General features: G+C 46.3%; 6 protein-coding genes. 3 read left to right on the forward strand and 3 right to left on the reverse strand.

Features of this window, described 5'->3' with window-relative positions:
- Positions 1-496, reverse strand: a 496-nt coding sequence (locus F6K57_RS33445; RefSeq protein WP_293072270.1) for a caspase family protein, incomplete at its 3' end; no start/stop codon positions are given.
- Between the two features lie 261 nt (positions 497-757).
- Between F6K57_RS33445 and F6K57_RS33450 the strand changes: the two genes are divergently transcribed.
- The gene (locus tag F6K57_RS33450) at positions 758-892 is read left to right on the forward strand and encodes a hypothetical protein (RefSeq protein WP_293072271.1); all 135 of its coding nucleotides are present in this window, start codon (positions 758-760) and stop codon (positions 890-892) included.
- A gap of 76 nt (positions 893-968) precedes the next feature.
- Here F6K57_RS33450 and F6K57_RS33455 read toward each other — a convergent pair whose 3' ends face one another.
- On the reverse strand, positions 969-5561 hold the full coding sequence (locus tag F6K57_RS33455; protein ID WP_293072272.1) for a caspase family protein: 4593 nt from the start codon (positions 5559-5561) through the stop codon (positions 969-971).
- A 324-nt stretch (positions 5562-5885) separates the two neighbouring features.
- Between F6K57_RS33455 and F6K57_RS33460 the strand changes: the two genes are divergently transcribed.
- Positions 5886-6488 carry a Uma2 family endonuclease gene (locus F6K57_RS33460; RefSeq protein WP_293072273.1) on the forward strand — a complete coding sequence of 201 codons (603 nt, stop codon included), beginning with the start codon at positions 5886-5888 and terminating at the stop codon, positions 6486-6488.
- 6 nt (positions 6489-6494) lie between these two features.
- Entirely contained in the window at positions 6495-6758 is a 264-nt protein-coding gene (locus F6K57_RS33465; RefSeq protein WP_293072274.1) for a hypothetical protein, read from the forward strand.
- Between the two features lie 95 nt (positions 6759-6853).
- Here F6K57_RS33465 and F6K57_RS33470 read toward each other — a convergent pair.
- On the reverse strand, positions 6854-7239 hold a 386-nt coding region (locus tag F6K57_RS33470), incomplete at its 5' end, for a hypothetical protein (RefSeq protein ID WP_293072275.1).

Consider the following 7239-nt stretch of genomic DNA (forward strand, 5'->3'; position numbering starts at 1 on the left):
GGTCAGTAATAAAACGGTCGTATCGTTCTTGGTGAATTACTTCTGGCGATGTGAGTAAATCCCTAGTATTCGACCAACGGAAAGCACCAGCAAAACAGCAGTCGAGGATACCCAAGAAATGACGACAAGGTAATTGACTTAAAGCATCGTGTAACTTGGTCATGGGCAGATAACTATTAGTATCGCCTAGTAAAGCATCTTGAGGAATTAAGTAACCCGCCGGGCCATCATCACCATTGAGAGCGACTCCATGACCAGCAAAGTAAAATAATAAGCGGTCATTTTCAGTGACAAGTTCGGGTAAGGTATGAAATAAAAATTTGTTAAACTTAGACAGAGTTGCCACTTCGTCTAGGCATTCCCAGACTTCGTAATCATGCTTCTCGCGGAGAATTTCTACTAGTTTTTTGGCATCGTTTACGGCAGTGTTGAGGGGAGAAATGCCGTTGGTGTAGTTATTGATACCGATGATCAAGGCGAGATGGCGAGAAAACATGTTATACTAAAAGCACTTATAAAGATAACTTTAATACTCTTGATTGCTAGCATCCCATTTTGGCAAATATATCTTTTTATGTGGGCGGTATAATCCCGCTCACACAGCTGGGGTATAGTTTGTAAAATCTGGGATGCTCCCTATTTATTCCCCAAGATAATTTGTTAACTTTACGCAGAAATTAGTATTTTCGTAATAAATCTTTACCTATTGACGAAAGCAGACAACCCCTAGGTTCATTGGCGGATATAGGGTTTATAAATGAGATGTAAACCTAGGAGGAGTAACGGTGGTAGATCTGCCAGAGGCGATCGCACTACTTCTCAACCAAGATTAACGAGAGTGCGTTCGCTTTTAGCGGAAGCTACGCGAACGCAAATTCTTGGACAATTATAAAAATCAGCCAATTGCAAAAAACATTATCGTGGGTTACTGAGGCTGAAGTGGCAACCAAAACTTTTACCGTTTTTAACTACCTCTTTACATTTTCACAGAGATCGCGATCGATCTCATCAACATTCGGGTGATTTTGCAAATAATGGCGCACCCAATTGCAGTTAATCGTCAGCATCTCTTTAATATCTCCCACTCGCGACAGCCGCGCCGTATTGTCATTTGATGCCGTGGCCAGTTGCTTGCCGTCGGGGCTAAATACCACGCTCAACACTAGATTTTCATGTCCCCGGAGAGTATTCAACAGCTTACCAGTAGCCCCATGCCATATCCGCACTGTTTTGTCTGGTGATGCCGTGGCCAGTTGCTTGCCGTCGGGGCTAAATACCATGCTCCACACCGGATTTTCATGTTCCCGGAGAGTATGCAACAGCTTACCAGTAGCCCCATGCCATATCCTTGCCGTATGGTCATCTGATGCCGTGGCTAGTTGCTTGCCGTCGGGGCTAAATACCACGCTTCTCACTTCACCTTCATGTCCCCGGAGAGTATGCAACAGCTTACCAGTAGCCCCATGCCATATCCTTGCCGTTTTGTCTGGTGATGCCGTGGCCAGTTGCTTGCCGTCGGGGCTAAATACCACGCTTCTCACCCCACCTTCATGTCCCCGGAGAGTATGCAACAGCTTACCAGTAGCCCCATGCCATATCCTTGCCGTATGGTCATCTGATGCCGTGGCCAGTTGCTTGCCATCGGGGCTAAATACCACGCTTCTCACCCCACCTTCATGTCCCCGGAGAGTATGCCACAGCTTACCAGTAGCCCCATGCCATATCCTTGCCGTATGGTCATCTGATGCCGTGGCCAGTTGCTTGCCGTCGGGGCTAAATACCACGCTCCACACCAGATTTTCATGTCCCGGGAGAGTATGCAACAGCTTACCAGTAGCCCCATGCCATATCCGCACCGTTTTGTCTGGTGATGCCGTGGCCAGTTGCTTGCCGTCGGGGCTAAATACCACGCTCCACACCGGATTTTCATGTCCCCGGAGAGTATGCAACAGCTTACCAGTAGCCCCATGCCATATCCTTGCCGTATGGTCATCTGATGCCGTGGCCAGTTGCTTGCCGTCGGGGCTAAATACCACGCTCGACACCAGATTTTCATGTCCCTGGAGTGGGAGCAACAGTTCACCAGTAGCCCGATCCCACACCCGCGCCGTTTTGTCGCCAGATGCCGTCACCAGTTGCTTACCGTCGGGGCTAAATACTACGCTTATCACCTCACGTTCATGTCCCTGGAGAGTATGCAACAGCTTACCAGTAGCCCGATCCCACACCCGCGCCGTTTTGTCGAATGATGCCGTGGCCAGTTGCTTACCATCGGGGCTAAATAACACACTTATCACCTCACCTTCATGTCTCTGGAGAGTATGCAACAGCTTACCAGTAGCCTGATCCCACACCCGCGCTTTATCGTCGAATGATGCCGTGGCCAGTTGCTTGCCGTCGGGGCTAAATACCACGCTTCTCACCCCACCTTCATGTCCCCGGAGAGTATGCAACAGCTTACCAGTAGCCCCATCCCACACCCGCGCTTTATCGTCGAATGATGCCGTGGCCAGTTGCTTGCCATCGGGGCTAAATACCACGCTTCTCACCCCACCTTCATGTCCCCGGAGAGTATGCCACAGCTTACCAGTAGCCCCATCCCACATCCGCGCTGTATGGTCATCTGATGCCGTGGCCAGTTGCTTGCCATCGGGGCTAAATACCACGCTTCTCACCCCACCTTCATGTCCCCGGAGAGTATGCCACAGCTTACCAGTAGCCCCATCCCACATCCGCGCTTTATCGTCGAATGATGCCGTGGCCAGTTGCTTGCCGTCGGGGCTAAATACCACGCTTCTCACCCCACCTTCATGTCCCCGGAGAGTATGCAACAGCTTACCAGTAGCCCCATCCCACACCCGCACCGTTTTGTCTGGTGATGCCGTGGCCAGTTGCTTGCCGTCGGGACTAAATACCACCCTCGACACCAGATTTTCATGTCCCCGGAGAGTATGCAACAGCTGACCAGTAACCCCATCCCACACCCGCACTATCTTATCATCTATAGTAGCTAGCTGTTTACCATCGGGACTAAATATTACATCTGTACCCTGTAGCCGCAGACGCTCCCTCCATCCTTTTTGATTGTGGTGAACTGTTTTTCCTAAAATACCAAGAACACTCAGAGAAACACCATCTTTTCCAATCCAAACATTATTTAATTGTTTCTTAGCTTTTATTGCTTTGACCATTGCATCAAATTGATTGTTTGATAGCAGGTTTGCTTCTGAAGCTTCTATCAAAGCATTAATCTCTTGTATCAGTGCATTTTGCTGTCCAATCAGAGCGGCGATGGTTAACCCACTCAATCCCAGCATAACTGCGATCGCAATACCCCAATTCCGACGAGTATTAAAGCTTTTTCGCCCAATACTGCGCCGCACAAACTCAGCTTCTACTTGGTTAAGCCAGTTATCATCGGATAAAGATACCTTTTTCAACAAATCAAGACGAGGGTTAGCATTCCAAAGAAACCTTGCCTTTTGCTGACTTTTCCACTCTTCAGCCGCAGGAGTCAACCGCCGTTGTAGAAGTAAATTTTCCTCATCCAAATGCTTCCACTCCAGCAGCTTTTGCCAACCCCGCACCAAAGCATCATGGGCTGGTTCTACATAAGGATTCCCATCAGTATCTTCTCCAATAACCAATAACCGTGCATTGGTAAAGCGCTCAATTACTTCCTTAACTAAACCATTTTTCTCTCCCGGATATTCTAATTCTGATAAAGGTACACGCCTACGGGCTAACTCACCCCCAGTCAGGGCAACCATCCGCAGCATTACATGACGGATAACTTGGTCATAAGCGGGATTTTCATTAACTAGCGCCTGATATTCCTCATCAGCCCTTTGAGTTAGCGATCGCATTACTCCCCCCAATTCCATATAATCGGCTTGAGTCAAGGCCCGGTCAATAGTGATTCCTCTATATTGTGCCTCCCGTTGCCGCCTTAAATACTTCAGGAATAATTCACTCAAGGCAAAAGACAGCAGGGGCAATGCTCCGGGCATATCTGCCACTTCATCAATCAATTGTTCTACTAATTCGTGGGGCTCAAAATACATCACCCGTGCTTGAGCCGGTTTTTCAATCGCTTCCCTTAGTTCCCCTCGTGTCATCGCCGGTACAATAAATCGTCCCCAGTTAAGTTCTTCGCCGACAAACGTTAAGCCAGCATCCCTGACTTGGGCTTCAAAGTCAGACCGTAGGGATAGTACTACCCGTAATTTATCCCCATGGGCATTTATGGCTGTGAGTATCTGTTGGAAAAACTCCTTACGCTCATCTAAGTTTTGACAGAATGTAATAATTTCTTCGCTTTGGTCAATAAACAGTAATAACTTAGAATTGGGGTGATTTTTCGCCCAAACATCAATGCTCATTGCCAGGTTCTGCTGGGGGTTTTGTGGCTCAACCCTTGGTAACTTAGCTTCAGTCAGGAGATTATTTAATGGTTCCAAGGGAGTCTCACCAGGACGGATGGGTGGCAAAATACACCATTTCTCAGTCTGAGATTGCCGTAGTTTGGGAATTAATCCTGCCTTGACCAAGCTTGATTTACCCGAACCGGAAGCACCCAACACCACTGTTAAAGGATGAGCTTTGACAAAATCTTCTAACTTTTCTACTAGTAATGTTCTACCGAAAAACAGGGCACTGTGTTTCTCGTCAAAGGACTTTAAACCCCGATAGGGATTTTGTGACTCATCCAAAGGTGGTGCTGGTGGTAAATTAAGTTCATGTCCGGGAGAAAGAAAGATATACTCGCCTTTATCGTGTTTGTTTAAACACCAAATACCGGGCGTTTGTCGCTGACGGTATTTTCCTGTGGGAATTTCTACTCGATCCCGTAAATGTAAATATAATTCTGTTGCTGTAATTACCCCATCGACCGCCGGTTTACCATTTTTGGCAAGAGGATAGATATCTGCTGCACCTTCGAGGGCTTCTAATAATGCCGCAGCAAAAGGGGAATGATTGCCGAATTGACCGCGTACGCTATCTAAATTAAAGTTATCTAAAGCCTTTTGGTCAGAAGCTGAGGAGGTAATAATTTGCCAGGCTGGGTCACTAATAAAACGGTCATAACGCTCTTGGTGAATTACTTCTGGTGATGTTAATAATTCCCTGGTACTTGACCATTTAAAAGCACCAGCAAAACAGCAGTCGAGGATACCCAAAAAATGACGACAAGGTAATTTAATTAAAGCATCATGTAACTTGGTCATGGGCAGATAACTATTAGTATCGCCTAGTTTGGCATCTTGAGGAATTAAGTAACCAGCCGGACCATCATCGCCATTGAGGGCGACTCCATGACCAGCAAAGTAAAATAATAAGCGGTCATTTTCAGTGACTTGTTGGGGTAAGGTATGGAATAAAAATTTGTGGAAGTTAGACAGAGTTGCCACTTCGTCTAAGCATTCCCAGACTTCGTAATCATGCTTTTGGCGGAGAATTTCTGCTAGTTGTTTAGCATCGTTTACGGCGGTGTTCAGGGGTGAAATGCCGTTGGTGTAGTTATCGATGCCGATGATAAAGGCGAGATTGCGGGAGAACATGTTATACTAAAAGCACTTATAAAGATGACTTTATTACTAGTGATTTGAAGCATCCAATTTTGGCAAATATATATTTTTATGTGGGCGGTATAATCACGCTCACACAGCTGAATGGAGTATAGTTTTTCAAAATTGGAATGCTCTCTATTTATTCATCAAGAGAATCTGTTTACTTTATGAAGAGATTATTAGTTTTGTAATAAATCTTTACATATCGCCTTGGCAGACAACCCCATAGGGTCAAGGGCGTATATATCTTTCCCCTCTTGCATGCATGCCTTTTTATGCAATCAGCGTGTTTACAACCTAGATACAAACCCTATAATGACCAGGCTACTCATTCAAACCCAAACTGTCCCTGTGATGGTCAATCTTCCTGGGATCATCCCCATGACTCTCGCCCAGTTTTCTGAATTCTGTCTAGCCAATCGAGATCTCCGAATTGAGCGCACCGCCAGTGGAGAAGTTGTGATTATGCCCCCAGTCTTTTCCGATACAGGCAATCGGAATCTCAAAATTTCTCAACAATTGGCTAACTGGGCTGATCTCGACGGTACGGGTGAAACCTTTGACTCCAGCACCGGCTTTACCTTGCCCAATGGAGCGATCCGCTCTCCAGATGCCTGTTGGATTAAACTGGAGAGCTGGAATGCCTTAACCGAGGAACAGAAAGCTTCCTTCGCCCCCATTTGCCCCGACTTTGTGATCGAGTTACGTTCGGCGAGCGATACACTCAGTGGCTTGCAAGACAAAATGCAAGAATACCTTGACAATGGCACATCACTGGGTTGGTTAATCGACCGCCAAAACCGGAAAATTTACATTTATCGTCCTAATCAGAAACCAGAAATTTTGGACAATCCTGAAACCGTTAGCGGTGCTCCGGAACTGGCGGGGTTTGTGCTAAACATGAGCAAGATTTGGTGAAAGCAATTGTCAGCTATCAGCTATCAGTTATCAGCTATCAGCTATCAGCTATCAGCTATCAGTTATCAGCTATCAGCTATCAGCTATCAGTTATCAGTTATCAGTTATCAGCTATCAGTTATCAGCTATCAGCTATCAGTTATCAGCTATCAGCTATCAGTTATCAGCTATCAGCTATCAGCTATCAGCTCTCACAGGCTAGAAGCCTGTGCCACGATACTTGAGGTGCCATTGGCCGTAGGCCACGCTACGCTAACAGCTTTTGAATAAAATAAGCACCTCAAGCAGCGTGAGCCTTAGGCTCACGGCTGACCGCTGACCACTGACGGCTGACCGCTGACCGCTTACCGCTGACCGCTTACCCATCATTGGCTTAGATTCTGGCTTGGTTGAGATTGATTGCTCGGTTGAGTTTTATTTGATTGCTTTACTATCAACCAACCAATACTAGCTGCTACTAATACCCCAACTACCCCAATAATCCACCATTTCAGTGCTTTGTTCCCTGAAGAATTATTAGTAATATCATTAACCACAGGATTTGCCACAGTAGTAGTTTTTGTAGTAGTTGTAGCTCCGAAGTCAGAGTTATTTTTTAGGGATTGAATCACCGCCTGAGAAAGCGCAGTTAACCCCACTGGTTCAGTAAAGTAAACCAGGTGATCGCAGCCGATTTCCTGAATTTTCGGTTGTGGAGTCCGGTTTGAACCTAAGCTTTTTATACTTTGTACTGTAACAGCGATATCATTTG

Source organism: Moorena sp. SIO4A5, from assembly GCF_010672005.1.
In the GTDB taxonomy this organism is placed as follows: domain Bacteria; phylum Cyanobacteriota; class Cyanobacteriia; order Cyanobacteriales; family Coleofasciculaceae; genus Moorena.